This window comes from Desulforhabdus amnigena, assembly GCF_027925305.1.
GTDB classification, from domain to species: domain Bacteria; phylum Desulfobacterota; class Syntrophobacteria; order Syntrophobacterales; family Syntrophobacteraceae; genus Desulforhabdus; species Desulforhabdus amnigena.
Window position 1 is genome coordinate 3,676,819 of record NZ_BSDR01000001.1, and the last position, 22,384, is coordinate 3,699,202.

A 22,384-nucleotide genomic window follows, 5' to 3' on the forward strand; every position below is an offset into this window, starting at 1 on the left:
GTCCTGACTGAGATAGCACTTTACACTGAATTCACAAGGTGTTCCAAGGATTTTTCCACGGTTTCACCGCAGGCTTTGGTCGAAAAAAAGAGTTTTTGACGATATTTAATTAAAATGCCATGTTCGAATGGCTTGTTTTCAAGACAAAAATCCTGTCTCTTTTTATCCGCAGATTGCATAGATTCAATAAATCCTACCAACCCAAAGATAGAAAGTTCCTCAATCTGCGAAAATCTGTGTAATCCGCGGATCCATTTAGGCTGATTTTCACCACACACGGTTTGTGTGGCCTGTCCGGTCATGGTGGCTTGTTGACAGATTCTATGCCCGGATGTATAGACTCTTCGAAATATCGCCTGAAAATATTCTCATGGCGCCGGAAAGGCGGGTTGAGAGAACCGTGCGTTCAAGGAGGAACGATTGCCTTTTGGAGCATGGCCGCATTTCGGTATGTGAATTGCTTTACGGCTTTCCCATCGATGAAAGTTTTTTCGTCTGTTCAATTTGCGGTCTTGGCATTTAAAGAGGAGGAGACATATGAAGCAAGGCAAGGGAATGATGCGGGCTTTTATGTTCAAGATCATGTTGTTAATGATACCGGCTCTGCTGCTGGGTGTATCAAAAGCCGGGGCGGGTGGTGTGGATGTCCATGTGGGAATCGATGTGCCGCTTCCCGGCTTTTATGTCGCACCGGCGCCCGTATATGTGGCGCCTCCGCCCGTCGTGGTCAGACGCGCTCCCGTAGTGGTAGCGCCTGCGCCGGTAGTGGTCAGGCCTCGCCGCGTGGTGGTTGTGGAACGTCCCACGGTCGTCGAATACAGGCATGTTCATCCCAGATGGGTAGAGAAGCACTATCATAAAAGGCATCCTTGAGATTGATTGTCTGGTTTGAGTGCTCTATCGAAAGAACCATACCCGCTTTCAAAAGACAGGGCCTGAAAGAGAACCATTCGCCCAGGCCCCTGTCCTTCCTTCCTGTATCTATTCCCCCGTTTAACGCAACAACATTGTCACATTAACCACGGAGACACAGAGGGCACGGAGAAAGACCTCCAAATGAAATCTCCGTGTTCTCAGGGTCTCCGTGGTTCAGATAAAATCCGACAATGTCGAGTTAAACATCCCTCCGAACGGCGACACGCCCTTTCTTCAGTATGGCTTAAAGAGCCTGTTCGATTCCTGGCGGTTGTTCCTTTCGGGCAAAGTGGAACTGCCCGGAATATGAACGTTCCATTTCCGGGCTTCCAGAGGAGGATTGCTGATATCTGGCGAAAAATAAAATTTAGTGATACTTATGCTCGCAATGGTTGATCATTGTATTTTTGCAGGAGTGGCTTCCATTCGCGATTTTCTTGGGAGCCGGCTAATCTCCGAGTCTCCGTGGTTATGAAATCTGACAATGTCAAGTTCGGTTCTGCAAGGTGTTGCAGTCAGTAAACGACGTTTTTCAAAGTGGGGAGGGTGATGCTCGATGCCAAGACGAGAAGATATCAAGAAAGTGATGATCATAGGTTCTGGACCCATCGTTATCGGCCAGGCCTGTGAATTCGATTATTCCGGGACTCAGGCCTGCAAGGCGCTTCGCAGGCTCGGTTATGAGATCGTGCTGGTCAATTCCAATCCCGCAACCATCATGACCGACCCCGAAATGGCGGATGTGACTTATGTGGAACCACTTACGGTGGAGACCATGACGAAGATCATCGAAAAGGAGCGTCCCGACGCCATCCTTCCCAATCTTGGGGGGCAAACGGGGCTCAACCTCAGTGCGGAACTGGCTCGCCGGGGTATTCTGGATCAATACGGTGTAAAAATCATCGGAGTCCAGGCGGACGCCATCGAACGGGGGGAGGATCGCATCGCTTTCAAGCAAACAATGGATCGATTGGGGATCGAGATGCCTCGGAGCGAACCGGCTTTCAGCGTGGAAGCTGCCGAGGAAATCGCTTCGCGCCTGGGATATCCCGTGGTGATTCGTCCCGCCTACACCATGGGGGGAACGGGCGGCGGGCTCGTCTACAATGTTGAAGAGCTGCAGACGGTTGCCAGTCGTGGACTTTCAGCGAGCCTCATCGGTCAGATCCTGGTGGAAGAATCCGTGCTGGGATGGGAAGAGCTCGAACTGGAAGTGGTGCGGGATGCCAAAAATCAGCGCATCACGGTCTGTTTCATTGAAAATGTGGACGCCATGGGGGTCCACACCGGCGATTCCTATTGCACCGCTCCCATGCTCACCATCGATCCGGAACTGCAAAAACGGTTGCAGAAATATTCTTACGACATCGTCGAGGCCATTGAAGTGATCGGGGGAACCAATGTGCAGTTCGCGCACGACCCCAAAACGGGGCGGGTGGTGGTGATCGAGATCAACCCCAGGACGTCCCGCTCATCGGCTCTTGCATCCAAGGCCACCGGGTTTCCCATCGCTCTCATTTCCGCGAGCCTCGCCGGAGGACTCACGCTGGATGAAATCCCCTACTGGAGGGAAGGCACCCTGGAAAAGTATACTCCCTGGGGGGACTATGTGGTGGTGAAGTTCGCACGCTGGGCCTTTGAAAAGTTCAAGGGAGTGGAAGACCGGCTGGGGACCCAGATGCGTGCCGTGGGTGAGGTGATGAGTATCGGAAAGACATACAAGGAAGCTTTCCAGAAAGCGATCCGCTCTCTGGAAAACGGGCGCTACGGATTGGGTTTTGCCAGGGATTTTCATGAAAAAAACCTCGATGAACTCATGGAGCTTCTCTCCTCCCCCACCAGCGAACGCCAGTTCATCATGTATGAGGCCCTTCGAAAGGGGGCGTCCGTGGATGCCCTTCATGAAAAGACCCATATCAAGCATTGGTTCATTCAGCAGATGAAGGAGCTGGTGGATCTGGAAGAGGAAATCCTTCGATATAAGGGGGGGGACCTGCCGGATGAACTGCTGTCTCGGGCGAAGAAGGACGGTTTTGCGGACCGCTATCTTTCGCAGCTCCTGGAGATTCCGGAAAAGAAGATTCGAGAGCGCAGGAAAGCTCTCGGAATCCTGCAGGGATGGGAACCCGTTCCTGTAAGTGGAGTGGAAAACGCCGCCTATTACTATTCCACCTACAACGCTCCGGACAAGGTGGCGACCAGCGACCGCCGAAAGATCATGGTGATCGGTGGAGGTCCCAACCGGATCGGACAGGGCATCGAATTCGATTATTGCTGTGTGCACGCCGCCTTCGCCCTTCGGGACCAGGGCTTTGAAACCATTATGGTCAACTGCAATCCGGAGACGGTTTCAACGGATTATGACACTTCCGATAAACTCTACTTCGAACCTATAACCGTCGAGGATGTCCTCAGCATTTATGAAAAGGAAAAGCCGGAAGGGGTCATCGTTCAGTTCGGAGGACAGACTCCTCTCAATATTGCGAGAGAACTGGCCGAAGCGGGAGTAAAAATCATCGGCACGACGCCTCAGGCCATTGATCTGGCGGAGGATCGGGACCAGTTCCGCCGGATGATGGAAAAGTTGGGAATCCCCATGCCGGAATCGGGAATGGCGAGTACCCTGGAAGATGCTCTGGATGTGGCCCGCAGGATCGGGTATCCCCTCATGGTCCGCCCTTCCTATGTTTTGGGGGGCCGGGGCATGGAAGTCGTTCATGATGAGGAAATGCTCAAGAATTACGTGGCGGCGGCTGTGGGTGTGACTCCGGATCGCCCCATCCTCATCGACAAATTCCTGGAAAACGCCGTCGAAGCCGAAGCGGATGCCATTGCAGACGGGACGGACGCTTTCGTGCCTGCCGTGATGGAACACATCGAGCTGGCGGGCATTCATTCCGGGGATTCCGCCTGCGTGATTCCCCCTATCAGCATTTCCGAAAGGCATATGGAAACGATTCGGGAGTACACCCGGAAAATCGCCGTGGAGCTCCATGTCGTCGGGCTCATGAACATGCAGTACGCCATTGCCGACGAAACGGTCTATGTGCTGGAAGCCAATCCCAGGGCATCGCGTACGGTTCCCCTCGTCTCCAAGGTGTGCAACATCCCCATGGCCCGCATTGCCACTCAGCTGATGCTGGGGAAAAAACTGGCGGAGCAGAAGCTTGTCACCAGGCATATTCCTCATTTCGGAGTGAAAGAAGCGGTGTTTCCCTTCAACATGTTTCCCGAGGTGGACCCTGTTCTGGGGCCCGAGATGCGGTCGACGGGCGAAGTATTGGGAATGGCGGATTCATTTGGGCTTGCCTTCTTCAAGGCGCAGGAGGCTGCAGGGGAGCGTCTTCCATCGGAAGGGACCGTCTTGATCTCGGTTTCGGACAATGAAAAACAGGCTTCCCTCCAGGTAGCCAGAAGATTTGAAGGCCTGGGATTTAAAATCATGGCGACCCGGGGGACCTGGCGGTTCTTTAACGAAAAGGGGATAGCGGCTCAACCCATAGACAAGATGCACGAGGGGCGTCCCAATATTGTGGATGCCATCAAGAATGGGGAAATTCAGCTGGTCATCAACACCCCCAGCGGCAAGCTGAGCAAATACGACGATTCCTACATTCGCAAGGCGGCCATCAAGTATAAGGTCCCTCATATCACGACCTTGGCGGCGGCTGTAGCCACGGCCCGGGGAATTGAGGCCTTCAGGCGGGGGGCGAGCGACGTTAAATCCATTCAGAACTATCATGCGGATATTCGCTGACGACGTTTGTCTCCATATTTCGTGAGTTGGTGTGATGTGGACGGTTTGTTGTCTGAAAATGAGTGTTCCGCGGGGCGAAGACCTCGGGATGTATTGCATTTCTTTTGAGCGGTCCTTAACAAGAATAAACGGATCGCGGTTTTGCCGGTATTTTTTTCGAGAAGGCAAATAAAGGAAATCGGGGAGGTGCCCCGCTCATGTCCATTCGCCTGAAACGTGCTTATGATCCTCCTGGGGAAGATGACGGATACAGGGTTCTGATCGATCGGATCTGGCCTCGAGGCGTCGGCAGGGAAGCGGCTCGCCTTGACGTGTGGCTAAAGGAGATCGCGCCGAGTGACGAATTACGCAAATGGTTCGGTCACGATCCGAACAAATGGAAGGAATTCAAGAATCGCTACTTTCAGGAACTCGATGAGAGGCCCGAAGTCGTGGAAGAACTGATGAAAGCAGCGATAAAACATTCGGTGACTTTGGTTTTTGCCGCCAAAGATCGAGAATTCAATAATGCCGTCGCACTTGAGGAGTACCTGAAAGAAAGGATGAAAGAATAGGAAAAATTACGTGACGAAACAGGAGGTCGAGACTTCGTTTGCCCGTTGTGATCGGTTCGTGATTCATGAGAACGGAGGTTTGTCCGACAAATCGGAAGGAGGAGAATATGGAATTGCCCGAATATGTGACCAGGGAAGAGGTGCAAAGAGTCTGTAAGCTGCTCAATATCAGTGACTGGACCCGGTTGACGGACGGCAAGGTATCGCTGGAAGAAGCCCGGATCATTCTTTCCGAACTCAACCCCGAGGGAATGGATATTGACCTGGAGCGCTTCCGCATGGGGCTCGAGGTTGAACTGGAGCATGGCATTCAATTTAAAGACGCCAATGTCACCAATAATCATCCCCTCCTGACGGGCAAAATCGTCATCGCTCATTTCAAAGAAATGCTGGATTATTATGAAAGACTCGAAGTTGCCGAACTGGAGGGTGACTTGCTGAAGGCGGTTCTTGCCAATAAGCCGGAAAAGGTGGAATCCTATTATAAAAGGTTGGTGAAAGCGAAGCTTGCCCTCAGTCAAGCGGAAAACGCCGAATTGAAATAGGCGCATCGAGGGCCGGATGCTTCATGCATCCGGCTTTTTTTATGGCTTCAAAAAAACAGTTCCGCGGAAACCGTTTCGAAATGCGGACTTCCCTGGATAACTCCAATGGCTTGTCTTTTTTTTGTGCAATGTTGCGCAACGATATAAACCGGGTTGACATTTGACCGCTATTTCTGTATGAAAGTATTGACTATCAAGTCAAGTGGAACTTGCCCTCAATGAGGGGAGGCTCGTGTGAGCCCCCCTGAGCTGTCGATCTCCAATTCTTATCGGTTGCTCTTTCTCTTTCTGTGTATTCTGATCCTTTGCTGTTTTTCTCCTGTTCTTTTTCTTTGCGATTGCAGATTTCCATTCCCGATTTGTTGTAAACCGATAGAGTCTTTTCTAAGCAGTAGAAGAAGAATCTTCTATGATATCAATGAATTGCTCCCATGTTTTCTGAGTGTGTTCTGCCGCTGAGCTTTGCGCATTTTGTGCTTGAGCGATAGGGGTTTTTGCGTTCTGCCGTTGCGTGATTTGTTTCTCAATTGAAAAAAGGAGAAGAGTGTAGGGTTCACAGGTGGCTACCGGTAGAGTCAATCCAACAGGTACTGAATTGAAAGGAGGACCCAGCCTTGGCTTTTCAACCATCGAAACAAGTTTATTCGGGAAAAATTAGGGAAGTGACGCTTGGAGTCGGAGATAAGGCGGTGGTCGTTGGCGGCAAAGCCGTTTATCCGTTCCATTCCTTCGAAGGTGAGATTCCCAACCCCCCTAAAATAGCTATGGAGATTTGGGACAAGGACCCTTCGGAAGATTGGTGTGAGGCCGCAAAGGCGCCCTATAAAGATGTTTTGGGGGATCCTGTCGCCTGGGCCAAAAAATGCGTGGAATATGGTGCGGACATTTTGGTCGTCCAGACCAAGAGTGCCGACCCCAATGCGGACAACAAGCCCGCAGCCGAAGTGGCGGAGGTGGTGAAGAAGGTCGTGGACGCCGTGGATGTGCCCGTGGTGGTTTGGGGTGTGGCCAACCACGAGAAAGACACGGAGGTCATGCGTGCTGTTGCCGAGAAGTGCACCGGCAAGCGGTTGGCCATATCCCCGGTGGAAGAAGGGGACTACAAGCAGATTGGCGCAGCGTGCCTGGGCTATCAGCACGTCGTGGTTTCTTCCTCCCCCATCGACGTCAATCTTGCAAAACAACTCAATATCTTGCTCGGAAACCTGGGGGTCAACAACAAGGACATCATCATCGATCCGACCACGGGTGGTTTGGGCTACGGCCTGGAATACAGCTATTCCGTTATGGAAAGAATCGTGCAGGCCGCGTTGACTCAGGAAGACGACAAACTGCAGCAACCCATCATCGCCAATGTGGGCAACGAAGTGTGGAAGTCCAAGGAAGCCAACCTGAGCGCGGAGGATGCTCCTCAATTGGGCGATCCCACCCAACGGGCGGTGCTGATGGAAGCCATTACGGCAGTGGATTTGCTCCTGGCTGGAGCGGACGTGGTGATTTTGCGCCACCCTGAAACGGTGAAGCTGATCAGAGGATACATCCAGAAAATGATGTAGCCGAAGGAAGCTTGTCGAATGACGCCGTGTTTCATTCGGTTTTCGCTCCGGAGCTTTTAATGACCCCAGGAAGGGGAATGAGGTGCACTATGTCGCAAGAAGAAAAAAAGCAAAAGCCAATCAATTTTCGGGACGTATCTATTTGTGAAGCAACGATTCAGATGTTGGAAAAAGCCGCTAAAGACGGGGTGGAAACGGCGTTTACGCGGGCTGCGGAGATGAAGCCTTGCCCCATTGGAGCCGATTCCGCCTGCTGTAAGCACTGCTTCATGGGTCCCTGCCGTTTGAATTCCAAAGATCCTTATGCAAAAACGGGTATATGCGGGGCGACCATCGATACCATCGCGGCGCGTAACTTTGCAAGAATGGTTGCCAGCGGTGCGGCGGCTCATACCGATCATGGAATGAGTATGCTCGATGTCTTCCGCGAAGTGGTGAATGGAAGGATCAAGGATTATCAGATCAAAGACGAAACGAAACTGCGCAATGTAGCGGCGAGCATCGGGATTGAAGTGGAAGGCCGCGAGACCATGGATATCGCCAAGGATCTGTACGAAGAACTGGAGCGGACGTACACTCAGGTGGAAGGGGAAATCCCCTTCGCGAAGCGGGTCCCGCCCAAGACCTTGGAGACGTGGCATAAACTCGGCATCGTTCCCCGTGGAGCCATGCGCGAAATCATGGAAATCATGCACCGGACCCACATAGGTGTCGATCAGGAATACAACAATATCGTCAAACAATGTTCCAGGACCGCCCTTTCCGATGGTTGGGGCGGGTCCATGGTGGCCACGGAACTTTCCGATATCCTGTTCGGGACCCCCAAGCCCATCGTGGCCGGCGTCAACATGGGATATCTGAAGGAAGACGAGGTGAACATCATCGTCCACGGTCATGAACCCAACCTCTTCGAATCCATGATCAGTTCGGTCAATGATCCGGCGAACATAGAAAAGGCCAAGGCCGCAGGGGCCAAAGGCATCAACCTGTTGGGCATGTGCTGTTCTGGGGCCGAGGTGCTGGGTCGCCATGGCATTCCCCATGCGGGCAATTTCATGAGCACGGAAGCGGTTATCGTAACGGGTGCGGTGGATGCGATGGCGGTGGATGTGCAGTGTATCATGCAGGCACTTTCCAAGCTTTCGGAATGCTACGGGACCAGGTTTTTCACCACGAACCCCCGGGCCAAGATCGACGGAGCCACCCACATAGAATTCCACGAACATACTCCCCGGGAATGCACCGACAAGATCGTTGAAATGGCTGTCAACCGTTTTCAAAACCGTACGGCCCGCATCGAGATTCCCAATCGCCGTGACCTGGGAATCCACGGCTTCTCCCATGAATACGTCAATTACATGCTGGGAGGGAAGTTCCGGGGGTCTTATACGCCTCTGAATGAAAATATCATCAACGGGCGCATCCGTGGTGTAGCCGGTGTGGTGGGTTGTACCAACATTCGCGTGAAGCATGACTACGTGCATGTGGAATGTGTGAAAGAGTTGATCAAGAACAATGTTCTGGTGGTGCAGACGGGATGTTCCCAGATTTCGTTGGCCAAAGCAGGGTTGATGAAGCCCGATGCAGCCGTGCTGGCCGGGGATGGTCTGCGGGAAGTCTGTGAAACAGTGGGTATGCCTCCTGTTTTGAGTCTGGGTTCCTGCGTGGACAACAGCCGTATTCTCATCGCCTGCGCGGAAATGGTCCGCACAGGAGGCCTTGGCGACAGCATTGCCGACCTTCCTGTTGCGGGAGCGGCGCCTGAATACATGAGTGAGAAGGCGATTTCCATTGGACATTATTTTGTAGCTTCGGGTGTTTACACCATTTTTGGTGTGACCTTCCCCAGTATAGAGGGGACCAAGTTCCATAAACTACTCTTTGAAGGTCTGGAGGAGCAAGGGCTCGGGAAATGGGACTTTGCGGTAGATCCTATCGAGATGGCTCATAAGATGATCGCCCATATCGATAAGAAGAGAATGGCTCTGGGGATCATGGGAGAGCGTGAACGCAAGCTCTTCAGCATGGAAGATCGACGGGTCTCGTAAGGCCGGCTGAAATGGGGGGGCTGCCGGTTTGAAGCGGCTTTTCCCCCTTCCCTCGAAGAAATGTCGGTTTGAAGCCGATGCAACGGATTTATACGTGAAGGGAAATGGCCCTTAAGAAGAGGAGTAGAACATGTCCAGGTTAGTCGCTTTTGCCGCGATTCAAGGCGCATACAATATAGTCTCTAAGGTGGAAGGTGCTTTCAAACGGGCAATGGACAAATACGGTCCCAATCAGCCGCTGGCTTTCCCCAACACGGCTTATTATCTGCCCGTCATTTATTCGGTTCTGGGTATCAAGGTGGAAAAACTGGCCGATGCGGAGGCGGTGCTCAAACAATGTAAGGAGTTGTTGCCGCCTCATATCAAAGGCCCCATTCATGTCCCTTATCTGGGGCACACTCTGGATGCCGGTATGGCAGCCATCCTGGCTGAGGAAGTCTTTGAAGCCATCCGTTACGTGGAAGACCCTGATTTTTATCTGCTGGGTGAAGATTGTGATGTTGAAAACGGCAAGATCTGGCTGGGAGCCGCAGACGATACCATCATGAGAAAGCGCGGTGTTGAATTTGTGGACGGCAGTGCGCCCGGGTTTGCCGCCATCGTGGGGGCCGCGCCCAATCCTGAAATCGCCAAGATGATCGCCGAAGACTATCAGAAGAAGAACCTCTACATCTTCATGTGCGCCAACCAGTCCGGCACCACCTTCGCCGAACAGCTGGTGGAAGCCGGCGTGCAGGTCGGATGGGGAACCCGTCTCGTGCCGTTTGGTCCGGATATTTCGGCGGCGGTGTTTGCCCTGGGTTTTGCCAACAGGGCCGCCATGGCCTTCGGTGGGGTAAAACCCGGCGATTACGCGACGGTGCTCAAGTACAACAAGGACCGCGTCTTCGCCTTCGTGAACGCCCTCGGTGAAGTCAACGCCGAATGGGCGGCCAATGCCGCGGGCGCCATCAACTGGGGCTTCCCCACCATCGCGGATACGGATATTCCTGAAATTCTTCCCACGGGTATCTGTACCTATGAGCACGTGGTATCCAGTGTGCCTCATGACCAGATGACGGCCAAGTCCATTGAAGTGCGCGGACTCAAGGTGGCCGTCACGGAAATTCCCATCCCCGTTTCTTACGGGCCGGCGTTTGAAGGGGAACGGGTACGCAAGGATGACGTCTACCTGGAATGCGGCGGTGGCAAGACCCCTTGCTGTGAGCTCGTTCAGATTGCCGATATGAGTGAGGTTGAAGACGGCAGAGTGGAAGTCATCGGTCCCGACATCAAGGATGTCAAGCCCGGAAGCAGGCTTCCCCTGGCGGTCGTGGTGCAGGTTGCAGGCCGCAAGATGCAGGAAGATTATGAACCCATCCTCGAGCGGCAGATCCACCATTTGGTGAACTATGCCCAGGGGATCATGCACATCGGGCAGCGTGACATTGCCTGGTATCGCATCGGCAAACAGGCGGTAGAGAAGGGTTTTACTCTCGAGCACATCGGGAAAATCCTGCATGCCAAATATCATCAGGACTTTGGAGCGATTTTCGACAAATGCCAGGTCAAAATCTACACTGATGAAAAGAAGGTCAACGAGATGGTTCCCCTGGCCCAGAAAGCCTACAAGACGCGCGATGAGCGCATCGAAGGCATGACGGATGAAGGAACCGAGACCTACTACTCCTGCACGCTTTGCCAATCCTTTGCTCCCACCCACGTCTGCGTCATCAGCCCGGAACGCACCGGTCTTTGTGGTGCCTACAACTGGCTGGATTGTAAGGCATCCTTTGAAATCAACCCCACGGGTCCCAACCAGCCCATTCAGAAGGGGGATACCCTGGATGCCAAGCTCGGCAACTGGAAGGGCGTCAACGATTTCGTCTACAAGGCGTCGCGCCAGTCCGTTTCCAGCTACAACTTCTACAGCATCGTTTACGATCCCATGACCACTTGCGGGTGCTGCGAATGCATCGCCGCCGTACTTCCCATGTGCAACGGCGTCATGACGGTAAACCGCGACTACACCGGTATGACCCCCAGTGGAATGAAGTTCACCACTCTGGCGGGAACCATCGGCGGTGGCAACGTTACGCCCGGCTTTGTGGGTCACAGTAAATACAATGTCACCCAGCGCAAGTTCATTGCTGGTGACGGTGGTTTGAAGCGGCTTGTATGGATGCCCAAGATGTTCAAGGATGAGATTCGGGAACGCCTGATGAAACGCGGTGAAGAAATTGGAATTCCGAATTTCATCGATATGATCGCCACCGAGGAAAATGGAACCACCGAAGATGAAATCTACGCCTTCCTCGAAAAAGTGGGCCATCCAGCTTTGACCATGGAATCGATTCTAGGATAGGGACTCTGGAAGAGCAGGGGGATTTTCCCCCTGCTTGTCTGCGATGGTCATCTGAGTTGAATGCGAACTGTGTTGAGGAGAGAAACAGATGGGCTTAACGGGTATACAGATTTTTAAGTTACTTCCCAAAACCAATTGCGGGGAGTGTGGAGTTCCGACCTGCCTGGCCTTTGCCATGAATCTGGCAGCAGGCAAGGCGGAATTGGAAAAATGCCCCTACGTCTCCGAAGAAGCCAAGGAAAAACTGGCGTCGGAGTCTGCTCCGCCGATCAGACCCCTGACCATTGGAACCGGCGACTATGCGGTCAAGGTGGGTGGCGAAACCGTTATGTTCCGCCATGAAAAGACCTTCGTGAATCCTCCGGGGTTGGCCGCCATGGTGAGCACAGATGAGGATGACGCCTCGGTTCAAGGCAAGATGGACCGGTTCAAGGCCGCTCAGTACGATCGTGTCGGTTTGACCCTGCGGGCCGAGATGTTTCTCGTAAACGACGCATCGGGGGATGCCGCCAAATTCGTTGGATTGGCAAAGAAGGTATCCGATGGAACGGGCGCCAGCCTGATCTTGAAATCCGACAAGGTGGATGTGCTGAAGGCCGCCGCATCGGAACTGAAGGACAAGAAGCCGCTCCTTTATGCAGCTACCGCAGCCAATGCCGACGCTCTCGGGGAGCTGGCCAAGGAAGTGGCCTGTCCCTTGGTGGTCAAGGGGGATGGAAGCCTGGACAGTGTGGCCGCCTTGACGGAAAAACTCACCGGAATGGGACTCAAGGACCTGGTCATCGACACCGGAAGCCGTGATCTGAAAAAGGTCTTCGAGGAGCAGATCCTCATCCGCCGGGCCGCCTTGAAGGACAAATACCGCCCGCTGGGTTTTCCCACCATCATCATGGCCCATGAAATGGCGGACGACCTGATGAACGAGTCTCTGGTGGCTGCAACCTTCATCGCCAAATACGGTGCTGTGATCACCATGAGCGATTTTCAGCCGCACAGTCTCTTTCCGCTTTTCCTGGAGCGGTTGAATATCTATACCGACCCGCAACGGCCCATGACTGCCGAACAGGGAATTTATCCCATCAACAATCCCGATGAGAATTCTCCGGTACTGGTTACCTGTAATTTTTCCTTGACCTATTTTATCGTCTCGGGTGAAATTGAATCGAGCCGTGTACCTTCCTGGCTTTGTGTTCAGGATACGGAAGGCCTTTCCGTCATGACGGCCTGGGCCGCCGGCAAGTTCTCGGGAGAAAGTGTCGGGAGTTTTATCAACAAGTGTGGTATCAAAGACAAGGTGAAACACACCAACATCATCATTCCCGGCTATGCGGCGGGCATCAGCGGTGAGCTTGAAGAAGAGCTCGGCGGATGGACCATAAGCGTGGGACCCAGGGAAGCCAGCCAGATACCTAAATTCCTCAAGGTATGGAAGCCTTAAGATTACGAAATTTCGAGCCGGCCAGCCGTTATCCGAGGGTCGGCTCATTGCTTTCGGCTGCCCTCCATGAGGCAGTCGCGGATAGAAATGAGCAAGCAAGCAGACAAACAATCGTCGCAGTGCCCGAAGGAGGAAGATGGAATGAAGCTCATTGGTGAAAATTTAAACATTATGAGCAACATATACGGGAAGGCATTAAAGGAAAAAAACGCAAAACCGCTCCAGGAGCTTGCCATCCAGCAGGCCGAAGCCGGGATGGATTGGATCGATCTCAATATCGGACCTGCAGGGAAGATCGGTGAAGAACTCATGGCATGGCTTGTGCCTGTTGTGCATGAAGTCGTGGATCTTCCTCTTTCCTTGGACACCTCAAACATCAAAGCCATCGCGGCCGGGCTCAAAGCGCACAAAAAGGGCAGGCCCCTCATCAATTCCATTATGGTGCGCCCCGAGCGCATGGAAGCCCTGCTTCCCCTGGCCAAAGAATATGACGCCGATTTTGTGGCGCTCCTTTGGGGACCCGAAGGCATGCCGCGCGATGAAAACGAACGCGGAGCCCTCTGCTCGGAAATCGTATACAAGGCCGAGGGCGAGTTCGGGATTGCCCCCGAACGCATGTATGTGGACCCCATCCAAACCCCTGTGAATGTGCAGCAGATACAGATCATGAGCGTTTTGGAGTTCATGAAAATGTTCCAGGACATCGCGCCGGGGTGTCGCAGCACCATCGGTCTTTCCAATGTATCCAACGGTCCTCCGGATCACCTGAGGCCCATTTTAAACCAGGTCATGCTGATCATATTGAAGCGGCACGGTCTCTATTCGGCCATCGTTGACTGTTTTGATAAGAAACTCCACGAGATCGCCAGAGGCAAACATCCCGAACTGGAAGCTCTGGTCCACAAGGTGGAAGACGGCGAAGCCATTGACATGAGCTCTCTTTCCAAGGAAGAGGCAGATTATGTCAAGACCGCAAAAGTAATTCTGGGTCACACACTCTATTCTGATTCCTGGCTTGAAGTCTAAGATCAAAAAAATAGCCGGTTCGAATGCCCTCCACTGTTTCATAAATCAACACTTTCTTCCGTACTCCTTCCCCCTCCGGGGGGAAGGTCAAAACCAGGCAAGCCTTTCCGATTTTCCAAAAGGCCCTTCGGGTCTGTTTTCCTTTCCAAATCATAGGTTTTTACGGGGCAGATCCTCTCTTCCTCATTCAAAAAATAGTGCATGAGCGGGCAGATGAGGGAATTTTCGATTTTTCGTTGTTGCTATTGTGTCGAAAAGTATTTAATTAAGGCAGACTTGCGCTGCGATTATGATCTTGCGGCACCTTCCGGACTTGTGGATAATGGTTGGAGGGATCAACAAACAGCTTATCGGAAATTGCCCGTATATTGACTCAAATGAAATGCGAAAAGCTTGCTGTAAGAGGGGGAGGATACACTATGGCCCATAAATACGTCTACTTTTTTGGTGGAGGAAAAGCCGACGGGAACGCACAAATGAAGAATCTGCTGGGAGGCAAGGGAGCCAACATAGCGGAAATGACGAACCTTGGAATTCCGGTTCCTCCCGGGTTTACCATCACAACCGAGATTTGCACCTATTATTATCAAAATAATCAGCAGTATCCACCGGAATTGAAGGGTCAGGTGGAGGATGCTCTGCGCAGACTCGAAGAGATGATGGGGCGCAAATTCGGTGATCCGGACAATCCCCTTCTGGTTTCTGTGCGTTCAGGCGCAGCGAGCAGCATGCCCGGCATGATGGATACGGTCCTCAACCTCGGATTGAATGATCAAACCGTGCTCGGGCTCATGAAGGAGACCCGGGACGAACGTTTTGCTTATGACTGTTACCGGCGTTTTGTGGCCATGTACGGCGACGTGGTCCTGGGGTTGAAACCCGTGCACAAGGACGAAATGGATCCCTTCGACCAGATCATCGAAGAGATGCGAAAACGTCGGAAGGTCGAATTCGACAGCGAACTGCCCGCCTCGGATTTAAAGGAACTCGTGGAGAGGTACAAAACACTCATTCGGGCCCACAAGGACGTGGTCTTTCCACAGGATCCCATGGAACAGCTCTGGGGCGCCATTGGAGCGGTGTTCGGTTCCTGGAACAATCCGCGCGCCATTGCCTACCGGGAACTGAACAACATCCCGTCTGACATGGGGACCGCCGTGAACATTCAGGCCATGGTTTTCGGTAATATGGGGGAAGACTGCGGGACCGGCGTTGGATTCACTCGCAATCCGGCCACTGGAGAAAATGTCTTCTACGGGGAGTACCTCATCAATGCACAGGGGGAAGACGTGGTGGCGGGGATTCGTACCCCCCAGCCCATCAACAAGGCCCAGAAGACGGATCCGAACACACTCTCCCTGGAAGAAACCATGCCGGAAATCTATCAGCAGTTGGAGCGTGTGCGCACAACGCTCGACCGGCACTATCGCGACATGCAGGATATCGAGTTCACCATTCAGAAGGGAAAGCTCTGGATGCTCCAGACACGTACGGGAAAGCGCACGGGGTTTGCTTCCTTCAAGATTGCCGTGGACATGGTGCGGGAGGGAATCATTTCCAAGGACGAAGCCCTCATGCGGGTGGACCCCGACCAGTTGAATCAGCTCCTTCGCCCCATTTTCGATCCAAGAGCCAAGGAAGAAGCGGTGAGAAACAAGGCGCTCCTGGCAAAGGGCCTGAACGCGGGGCCGGGCGCCGCAACAGGCCGTGTGGTGTTCAATGCGCCTGATGCCGAAGAATGGGCCAAGCGGGGAGAGAAGGTCATTTTGGTGCGCTTGGAGACCTCTCCTGAAGACATCCGAGGGATGCACGCGTCCCAGGGAATCCTTACCGCAAGGGGTGGAATGACCTCTCACGCCGCTCTCGTGGGCCGCCAGATGGGGAAAGTGTGCGTGGTCGGTTGTAATGCCCTCGAGATCGAATACCGGAATCATCGCATGATGGTGGGCGACCGTATCGTCCGCGAAGGGGACTGGCTCTCCTTGGACGGTACGACGGGTGAAGTCTTTGTGGGGCAGATCCCCACGCAACCTTCGGAAGTCTTGAGTGTCATCATCGACAAAAAGATGGATTCGGCAAAGTCTCAAGTTTATCAGGATTATATGGAACTTCTGGGCTGGGCGGATGAATGTCGCCGCCTGGGCGTCTGGACCAATGCCGATCAGCCCAACCAGGTGGAAGTGGCCCTCGCATTCGGGGCTGAAGGTATCGGGCTCACCCGGACCGAGCACATGTTTTTTGAAGGCAACCGCATCGACGCAGTTCGTGAGATGATTCTTGCCGATGATGTGGAAGGGAGAAAGCGTGCCCTGGCCAAGCTGCTTCCCATGCAAAAAGAAGACTTCAAGGGCATTTTTCGGGTGATGAAGGGAAAACCGGTGACCATCCGGACCCTGGATCCCCCGCTGCATGAATTCCTGCCGCATGAAGATAAAGATATCCAGAAGCTGGCCACTGAAATGCTGGTTCACGTAGAACGGTTGAAGGCAAAAGTGGAAAGTCTCCATGAAGCCAATCCCATGCTCGGACATAGAGGCTGCCGGTTGGGCATCGTCTACCCTGAGATAACGGCGATGCAGGCTCAAGCCATCATGGAGGCTGCCTGTGAAGTGAAAAAAGAGGGAGTGGATGTTCAGCCGGAAATCATGATTCCCCTGGTGGGCCATGTTTCGGAACTGAAAAACCAGCGAAAGGTCGTGGATGACGTGGCCCGTGAAGTCATGGAACGCTATGGCGTTTCCGTCAATTATCGCGTGGGGACCATGATCGAAGTGCCCCGGGGCGCATTGACGGCGGATGAAATCGCCGAAGTCGCAGAGTTTTTCTCTTTTGGAACCAATGACTTGACCCAGACGGTTTTTGGGATCAGCCGCGACGATGCGGGCAAATTTCTGCCCGATTACTTGGATGCGCGCATCTGGGAATACGACCCCTTTGAAAAACTGGACCAGGTGGGTGTGGGCGGTTTGATGGAAATTGCCGTCAAGAAAGGACGCGCCACCAGGCCGGACCTCAAGATCGGGATCTGTGGAGAGCATGGTGGGGAACCCTCTTCCGTGGACTTCTGCCACCGCATCGGATTGGACTACGTGAGTTGTTCACCGTACCGTGTGCCGGTAGCCCGTCTGGCTGCGGCTCAGGCGGCCATCCGGTCCAAAAACAAGTGCTGAGGGTTCAAGATGGCGGTCACGCAGCCCTGAATCCAGCTTCCCGTGCTGGAGCATCATGGGCGCGTTGACTTGAGCGAGCAGATTTTCCTTATACCCGGTAGCGCCGCCTTCCATGGCGGCGTTCATTGTGTCTTGCAAACGGGTATTTATGTGAAAACCGCCATTGCCGGCATTCCATCCCTTCCTGCGCCGCCGTGGAAGGCGGCGCTACCGTTTTGAATGTGGATGGGGTGTTGAGAACGTTAGGAGATGCAAGTGGAACAGCCCATTCGCTTACGTCGCTCGATTCTGTCGGTTCCAGCCAACCGTGAAAAGATGGTTCACAAAGCTTTTACCCTTCCGGTCGACCTTGTCATGCTGGATCTGGAGGATAGCGTCCCCGTTCAGGAAAAGGAAGAAGCCCGCAAACGCGTGGTCGAGGCCCTGAAGGAACAGGACTGGAAGGACAAGGTGCGCGCTTACCGCATCAATTCCATGGATACTCCCTTTGCCTACAGGGATATCATCGATGTGGTGGAAGCTGCGGGAGACCGCCTGGATGTCATCATTGTGCCCAAGGTCAACGATGCCGGCGAGATCAAGGCCATCGACTATCTCCTCACTCAGATCGAAATGCGCATGGGATTCACCAAACCCATCGGCCTGGAAGCTTCCATAGAAACAGCCATGGGCATGATGCATGTGGAAGAGATCGCCTTCAGCTCTCCTCGCCTCGAAGCCCTCGTATTCGGAGTGGCCGATTACGGGGCATCTCTCACCATGAAAAGCAAAGGGGTGAGCGGGCATGGTGACAAGGAAGATTTTTACCCGGGTCACCGCTGGCATTTCCCCCTCAGCCGCATGGCCATGGCGGCCAAGGCTGCAGGTTTAGCGGCCATCGACGCTCCTTACGGCGACTATAAGGATGAAGAAGGTTTGAAACGCTCCTGTTTACTTAGCGCCGCTCTGGGTTATGATGGTAAGTGGGTGATTCATCCCAACCAGCTTCAGGTGGTAAACGAGATGTTCACCCCTTCGCTGGAGGATGTGGAACGGTCGCAAAGGATCCTCGAAGCTTACGGGAAAGCCCAGGCAGAGGGATGCGGTTCGCTCGCCATCGATGGCAAAATGGTGGACGCCGCTTCCATTCGGGTCGCCAGAGTGGTTTGTTCCCAATGGGAAGCCATCCAGGGGAAAGCGTAATCGGCTGTTTTCACTCCGCAGCCGCCTGCTATCCCTTTCTGTAAAGGCCTGTAAAGGAACGATACTCTGCACCGATAAAATTGAGGCTTTTGATCCTCTCATGTTGATCGTCATGCAGGAGCGGCGTCCCCGCCACTCCTGCAAAAGTGCAATTATCGACCGTTGAGAGCATGATTCAACAACATTGAGGTTGAGAAGTGCCTGGATAGGCATTGAGACAGAGGAACCGGCCCTCGGCATCTTTTATTGGATCCTGGGAACACAGTTTTACCCGCATGGCAGAAGATTGGTGTAAGTCGATGGAATCCAATCAACAAAAGTCCTTTTCCTGTCCGATTCTTTCACGGGAAGCATGCCTGCAGCAACGCTACGAACTGCAAATACTCTACGATATCTCTTCCGCCCTTCATGGTTCCCCTCATCTTCAGGACGTTCTTCAAAAAGCGTTGATGGCCATTTTGAGCAATCTCGAGTTCAAAATGGGGGCGATCTATCTCCTCAAGGAGGTCCAGGCGGACCAACTGCTGCTGGAATTGGCGGCACATCACGGCGTTTCCTACACGCTCGCCAACAGTATCAAATTCCTTTCAGCGCCCAGGAAGCTCATCGAGGGGTATTACTTCAAAAATCCTGTCAGGTGGCTGCCCATCGGTAAGATTGTTTTCTCCAGGCTAAGGGATCGTATGAGGGAGGAGGGGATCGAAGAGATCATCTCTATCTCTTTGATGACCCAGAAGAAGGTGTTGGGCCTTCTCTACGTGACCAACGATGGACCCTTGCAGCTCAAACCGGATCGCAGTGAACTCCTGACGACCATCGGTCAGCAACTGGGGGTGTCCATTGAAAATGCGCAACTCTTCGAATCTGTGGAGAGGGCGAAGAGCGAGCTGGAAATCAGTTTTGACGCCATTCAGCACAGTATCTTTCTGGTAGATACGCGGATGCGCATCTACCGGGTCAACCGCACCAGTGAAATGGTCTATGGCGATTCGAAAGAACTGATCGGGAAAAAGTACACGAATATTCTTTACAATATGGAGCAGCCTCACCCGGAATGCGCCATCTGGGCCTGCCTGTGGAGCGGGCAGCCTGTTCGGCGGGAGGGCCCCCATCCCCGTTGGGGAGGTTACTATCACTTTTACGCGTTCCCGGTTTTCAATCCGACGGGGACCCTGGAGCGTGTGGTTTATTACGAAAAGGACGCCACGGAGGCCAGAAAGCTGGAGCAAAGGCTTCAGCAGAGCGATCGCCTCAAGGCTTTGGGGACCCTGGCTGCAGGAATTGCACACGAGATTCGAAACCCCCTTGCAACCATCAATTTCAATGCACAGATGCTGCTGCGGGAACTCTCCCTTGATCCTGCCCAGGAACAGATGTTTGATGATATGGTGCAGGAAATCAAGAAAATCGACCGGATCGTCCAGCAGGTCCTCCTCTTTGCAAGGCCGCGCGAGCCCCAGTTTCTGCCCAACCAGCTCAATGATGTCGTTCGGTACTGCCATGATCTCGCCAAGGTGCATCTGCGCAAGGCCAACGTGGAAGTGTCCCTGGAGCTGGAAAAGGATATACCCACTCTTGTCATGGACTTCAGCCAGATCAGCCAGGTGGTGATGAACCTGATCCTCAATGCCATCGAGGCGATGACGGGTGGGGGGAAGCTCTCCATCAAGACGGAATACCAGAAAGCCCCCACCGCCCTGGTGCTGGAATTGAGTGATACCGGGCCGGGAATTCTGGAAGAGGACAGGAGCCGGATTTTCGATCCCTTCTTTACGAGAAAACCGGAAGGAACGGGGTTGGGTTTGAGTATTTCCCGCCAAATTCTCGAAAAGCACGGGGCTTATATCGAGCTGGATTCCACCCCCGGAGAGGGGACGACCTTTCGGATTGTCTTTCCGCTGCCTTCCGGGGAGAGCGGGGCCTTGCCCGTGCAAACGACTGCGACCTGAAGGTGAAGGTTCGAGCGGACAAGGCCGTGAATGTGCGGCCCATCTCGGATAGGCTTCAGGCTTAGGGATTTGGCGGATTCCAATATCCCGTTATTCACCACGGAGACACGGGGGGCACGGAGAAGATTTTGGAATTCTTCTGGGATTCCTCCGTACAGGGTGTGAGTCTATTTGTCCACCTGATAAAGGAAGGAAATCTCACTGTGTTCCGGGCTGTTTGGCACCTGGGCCCGGACATTTATCGTGTAGATAAAAGCCTCGCTGGTCTCCTTTGTATCGACGATTTTTATGGAAACTTGGTAATTGCTCAGATTGAGAATCACATCGGGGTCCTTCGTTGGATCTGTGGTCGATGCGTAGTCGGTACAGGAAGGCCAGTTCACTTTGGGAGATGCAGAAGTAACTTTGGTCAATTTTTGGTACAGGCAGTCGGCGTTGAATGCATCGTCGAGGATGTTGCCCGATGCGATGAGGTCGTCGTTGAGGGTACCGTCATTTAGAATGGTGTCGATAATGACATACTCTCCACCTTTGGATGCCTCGAGTGCGGTGGAATAGCGTTGCTCGATGCCGGAGATTTTTGTTCCCTGGGTGACCAGGTGAAGAAGGATCACCACAACGGCGAAGCCCATCACCATCAATAGCAGCGTGGTGATGAGGGCGATGCCTCTCTCATTTTTGGGGGTGTTGTGAGACATATTTTTATTCCATCAAATTCATTGGCTTGATGGCCAATTGCAGCACTTTCCAACGATAGTGAACAGCATCCCCTGTGGGCGTGAAGCTCCCCAAGGCGGCAACATCGGACAAATTCAGGCTTCCGGAAAACTGGAAGGTATCGTCTTTTCTCCCTTCGTGGAACAATATGGAAACGCTCACTTGACGCACCTGGTTGCGTATTTCGTCTGCGGTTCCGTTTCCATTTGTATCGGCTATGGTGTTCAGATCGGTTATCCATGGTTCCATATTTCGGTCTCCGTCCGTGTCCAGTCCAAAAGCCACCTGAAAGTCCATGACACAATCCATCAGAGGTTCTTCGTTTCGCGCTCCGTCACCTTGGTTGATCGTGCTCCGATAGAGGATGTAACTGTTCTCGTAGCATCTGCTCGGGAAGTTGCTATCCGGTTTCTTGAGGTAGTAATCCACCCGGTTGAAGGGCATGCGCAGATTTGTGTCCGGATCGACCCCATAGACCAGGTTGAGGTTTGCTGTAGTGCCTGGAATAGCCAGAGCTGAGGCATCCGAATAATATGCTGCTAGAAAGGTGAAGTACCAGTTGGTGCTGGTCTTCTGTAAGGCCCTGGATGTATCCAGTATAATGAACCTGTCTGGATTGCCGAAATCCTGCTCGGTATTGTTCCACTTTTTGATTTTCCACTGGCTGGTGGCGCTGTCGTAATAAAGAATGGACCATTTGCGGCTTGTCTTATTGATACCGGCTGCTTGTGATTTGATCACCAGTACGTCGGAGCTATTTTGGCCCTGGTTGTCTGAAAAAGCGAAGGGTCTGGGAATGTTGTCCGGAGCGTCATTGAACGAGGCCGGGTCCGGTGGATCCGGTGATACTGCTCCATTGGAAACCGCTTCATTGTATTTCGGACTGCTTAAGTTTGTCAGGTCGTAAGGCAATCCATAGCCGGCCATTTCAATGTCGTACCGCAGAAGTTCCCTCGCAGCCAAATTCTCCGTGTAACTTTCAGAAACCTTGCTTTGGGTTTTAAACCCTTTCAAAAGCTTCAAATATGCTGCGCCGGCCCCGCCGATGACGATCAGAAGGACGACAAGGCTCACCAGTATCTCTACAAGGGTCATGCCCTTTTGATCAGCAATTCTCATTTTGGATGTCTTTCGTGATATCGGCATTTCCGACATCCCCCTCGATCCCCCTTCAAAGGGGGAT

At 53.1% G+C, this 22,384-nt stretch carries 15 protein-coding genes; 12 read left to right on the forward strand and 3 right to left on the reverse strand.

Annotated features, from left to right (window positions below):
* Positions 1 to 20: 20 nt before the first annotated feature.
* Positions 21 to 302, reverse strand: a complete 282-nt coding sequence (locus QMG16_RS15615) for a hypothetical protein (RefSeq protein ID WP_281795733.1) — start codon at positions 300 to 302, stop codon at positions 21 to 23.
* A 235-nt stretch (positions 303 to 537) separates the two neighbouring features.
* On the opposite strand from QMG16_RS15615, the gene QMG16_RS15620 reads away from it, so the two are divergent.
* From QMG16_RS15620 to QMG16_RS15675, 12 genes are all read left to right on the forward strand, one after another.
* A complete protein-coding gene (locus QMG16_RS15620; protein WP_281795734.1) occupies positions 538 to 873 on the forward strand; it encodes a hypothetical protein in 336 nt (111 codons plus the stop codon).
* A 598-nt stretch (positions 874 to 1,471) separates the two neighbouring features.
* Positions 1,472 to 4,672, forward strand: coding sequence for a carbamoyl-phosphate synthase large subunit (gene carB, locus QMG16_RS15625; protein WP_281795735.1), 3,201 nt, complete (start codon positions 1,472 to 1,474; stop codon positions 4,670 to 4,672).
* Positions 4,673 to 4,869: 197 nt separating this feature from the next.
* Positions 4,870 to 5,226 (forward strand): DUF488 domain-containing protein, encoded by a 357-nt coding sequence (locus QMG16_RS15630; RefSeq protein ID WP_281795736.1) that lies wholly within the window; start codon positions 4,870 to 4,872, stop codon positions 5,224 to 5,226.
* A gap of 107 nt (positions 5,227 to 5,333) precedes the next feature.
* Positions 5,334 to 5,771, forward strand: coding sequence for a DUF5661 family protein (locus tag QMG16_RS15635; protein ID WP_281795737.1), 438 nt, complete (start codon positions 5,334 to 5,336; stop codon positions 5,769 to 5,771).
* A gap of 614 nt (positions 5,772 to 6,385) precedes the next feature.
* Positions 6,386 to 7,327 (forward strand): acetyl-CoA decarbonylase/synthase complex subunit delta, encoded by a 942-nt coding sequence (locus tag QMG16_RS15640; RefSeq protein ID WP_281795738.1) that lies wholly within the window; start codon positions 6,386 to 6,388, stop codon positions 7,325 to 7,327.
* 89 nt (positions 7,328 to 7,416) lie between these two features.
* The gene (cooS, locus tag QMG16_RS15645) at positions 7,417 to 9,375 is read left to right on the forward strand and encodes an anaerobic carbon-monoxide dehydrogenase catalytic subunit (protein ID WP_281795740.1); all 1,959 of its coding nucleotides are present in this window, start codon (positions 7,417 to 7,419) and stop codon (positions 9,373 to 9,375) included.
* A gap of 130 nt (positions 9,376 to 9,505) precedes the next feature.
* The gene (gene acsB / locus QMG16_RS15650) at positions 9,506 to 11,719 is read left to right on the forward strand and encodes an acetyl-CoA decarbonylase/synthase complex subunit alpha/beta (RefSeq protein WP_281795741.1); all 2,214 of its coding nucleotides are present in this window, start codon (positions 9,506 to 9,508) and stop codon (positions 11,717 to 11,719) included.
* A gap of 88 nt (positions 11,720 to 11,807) precedes the next feature.
* On the forward strand, positions 11,808 to 13,157 hold the full coding sequence (acsC, locus tag QMG16_RS15655) for an acetyl-CoA decarbonylase/synthase complex subunit gamma (protein ID WP_281795742.1): 1,350 nt from the start codon (positions 11,808 to 11,810) through the stop codon (positions 13,155 to 13,157).
* Positions 13,158 to 13,298: 141 nt separating this feature from the next.
* Entirely contained in the window at positions 13,299 to 14,183 is an 885-nt protein-coding gene (locus QMG16_RS15660; protein ID WP_281795743.1) for a dihydropteroate synthase, read from the forward strand.
* Between the two features lie 419 nt (positions 14,184 to 14,602).
* A complete protein-coding gene (gene ppdK, locus QMG16_RS15665; RefSeq protein WP_281795745.1) occupies positions 14,603 to 17,353 on the forward strand; it encodes a pyruvate, phosphate dikinase in 2,751 nt (916 codons plus the stop codon).
* Positions 17,354 to 17,602: 249 nt separating this feature from the next.
* A complete protein-coding gene (locus QMG16_RS15670) occupies positions 17,603 to 18,535 on the forward strand; it encodes an HpcH/HpaI aldolase/citrate lyase family protein (protein ID WP_281795747.1) in 933 nt (310 codons plus the stop codon).
* 299 nt (positions 18,536 to 18,834) lie between these two features.
* A complete protein-coding gene (locus QMG16_RS15675) occupies positions 18,835 to 20,484 on the forward strand; it encodes a sensor histidine kinase (RefSeq protein ID WP_281795749.1) in 1,650 nt (549 codons plus the stop codon).
* Positions 20,485 to 20,651: 167 nt separating this feature from the next.
* On the opposite strand, the gene QMG16_RS15680 is transcribed toward QMG16_RS15675, so the two are convergent.
* Both QMG16_RS15680 and QMG16_RS15685 read right to left on the reverse strand, forming a co-directional pair.
* Positions 20,652 to 21,182, reverse strand: coding sequence for a hypothetical protein (locus QMG16_RS15680; protein WP_281795750.1), 531 nt, complete (start codon positions 21,180 to 21,182; stop codon positions 20,652 to 20,654).
* Between the two features lie 4 nt (positions 21,183 to 21,186).
* A complete protein-coding gene (locus QMG16_RS15685) occupies positions 21,187 to 22,320 on the reverse strand; it encodes a PilW family protein (protein ID WP_281795751.1) in 1,134 nt (377 codons plus the stop codon).
* Positions 22,321 to 22,384: the final 64 nt, after the last annotated feature.